The organism is uncultured Succinivibrio sp., from assembly GCF_902756765.1.
Taxonomy (GTDB): Bacteria; Pseudomonadota; Gammaproteobacteria; order Enterobacterales; family Succinivibrionaceae; genus Succinivibrio.
In genome coordinates, this window is the sequence record NZ_CACVSS010000196.1 from 1 (window position 1) to 2,075 (window position 2,075).

Here is a 2,075-nt window from a genome sequence, read left to right on the forward strand (position 1 = left end):
GGAAGACTATATCATGCAAACAGTGTTCCCACAGCACTTTGAACCGACCCCCAAAAGTTAGACCTAAACATCTAACTTTTGGAGGTCGTTTTTTTATGGGAAGACAAAAATATAGTTTTGAATTCAAAAAACAAGTTGTTAGTGATTATCTTAACGGCGAAGGAGGATATAGATATCTTGAAAGCAAATACAATGTATCTGATAAAAAATTAATTCGTCACTGGGTTTCAAATTATAAAGCTTTTGGAGATAGTGGTCTATTACGTTCAAGAAAAAAGGAAGTGTATTCTTTTAAAAAGAAATTAAGTGTTGTAGAGTTGTATTTATCAAGTGAGCTCTCGTATCAGGAATTGGCAATTCAAGAAGGAATAAATAATCCTTCCGTTATTGCTGCATGGGTCAATCGATTCCGAATTGCTGGGCCTGATGCATTGAGACCACATAAGAAAGGTCACAAAAAATCATTGGATAAAATAACAAAAAAATCTAATTCAGATGAGTATGAAAATCACAGTATTGATACTAGTGCTGAACATGTAAAAGAACTTGAGGATGAACTCCTTAAGTTAAGGATAGAGAATGCCTTTTTAAAAGAACTGAGGAGGCTGCGTTTAGAGGACGAAGCAAAAATGAGAGAACGGCGCGAATCATCAACAGTCTCCGAAGACAGTTCAAACTAAAAGACCTTCTCTCATATACGGGTATGCCTAAAGCAACTTTTATGTACTGGCAAAAAAGATTAAATCGAGAAAACCCGGATAAAGTACTAGAAGAAACGATTCTTGCTATACGTGAGAACAACAAGGACTATGGCTATCGTAGAGTGGTAGGTGAATTACGTAACCAAGGATATATAGTCAACAAGAAAAAAGTTCAGCGAATTATGCAGAAGCTAGGACTCCAGGTGACATCCTTTACTCGTAAGAGCAGAAAATATAGTTCTTATAAAGGGAAAGTCGGAACTATTGCTCCTAACAGGATTAAGAGAAGGTTTAATACACATATACCACACCAGAAGATAACAACTGACACAACGGAGCTAAAGTACTACGAAGTAGATGCAAAAGGACACATGACCATGCACAAACTTTATTTGGATCCTTTTATGGATATGTGCAATGGAGAAATATTAAGCTTTGGAATAGATAAGCATCCATCCGCGAAGAATGTAATGGATGCACTTGAACAAGCAATAGAAATTACATCAGACTGTCCTTATCGTAGAACCTTCCATTCAGATCAGGGATGGGCTTATCAGATGAAGGCATATTCACATAGGTTGAAACAAGAACGCATCTTTCAAAGCATGTCTAGAAAAGGTAACTGCCTCGACAATTCAGTAATGGAAAACTTCTTTGGTCTGCTTAAACAAGAAATCTATTACGGTGTAGTTTATTATAGTTACGAAGAATTGAAATCCGAAATAGAACGATATATAAAGTATTACAACGAGCAAAGAATTAAAGAGAAACTAGGATGGATGAGTCCTGTTCAGTATAGACTCAACCTCTTGGCTGCATAAAAACAGCGTAGCAGCCAAAACACTGCTACGCTTAAAAAGTCTAACTTTTTGGGGTCACCTCATAAATCTGAGGTCTCTTAAATCATTAGTCAAACTATGCTCTCTCTACCTTACCTGATCTAAGGCACTTAGTACAAACATAGATAGTCTTAGGAGAACCATCTACCTTAGCCTTGACTCTCTTAATGTTAGATTTCATTATTCTATTGGATCTTCTATGTGAGTGGCTCACATTGTTTCCAAAATGAACTGACTTATCGCAGTAAAAGCACTTAGCCATCCTTGGCACCTCCTTTAACTCCAAACTCGAGCCCTTCAGACTCGCAACATTTGACATTCTATCAGATTTGATATACTAATGCAAGCAAATTTTATAATTTTTTTGCAACTATTACATAACGACCTTCTTCGGCATGATAAGCACACGTTGAAAGGGTTATAAGCTTATCGCCATATTTGGCTGTAGCTTCTATCTCATAAGGTGTCATTGACTTAACTTTTGAGACATATTCATTGAACTCCTCTTCGCTGGATGCATTGTGGAATTCATAGT

2 protein-coding genes and 1 pseudogene are annotated in these 2,075 nt (G+C 36.7%); 1 reads left to right on the forward strand and 2 read right to left on the reverse strand.

What is annotated here, in order from left to right:
* The first annotated feature begins 95 nt into the window (after positions 1 to 95).
* A protein-coding gene (locus QZU45_RS12330; protein ID WP_295355721.1) for an IS3 family transposase occupies positions 96 to 1,522 on the forward strand; the annotation gives its coding sequence in 2 pieces (ribosomal slippage) (positions 96 to 588 and positions 588 to 1,522; 1,428 coding nt in all).
* A 94-nt stretch (positions 1,523 to 1,616) separates the two neighbouring features.
* On the opposite strand, the gene rpmB is transcribed toward QZU45_RS12330, so the two are convergent.
* Complete coding sequence (gene rpmB / locus QZU45_RS12335) at positions 1,617 to 1,802, reverse strand: 50S ribosomal protein L28 (protein WP_027439230.1); 186 nt, start codon at positions 1,800 to 1,802, stop codon at positions 1,617 to 1,619.
* A gap of 91 nt (positions 1,803 to 1,893) precedes the next feature.
* Positions 1,894 to 2,075, reverse strand: a pseudogene (locus QZU45_RS12340) (class B sortase); the annotation flags it as partial.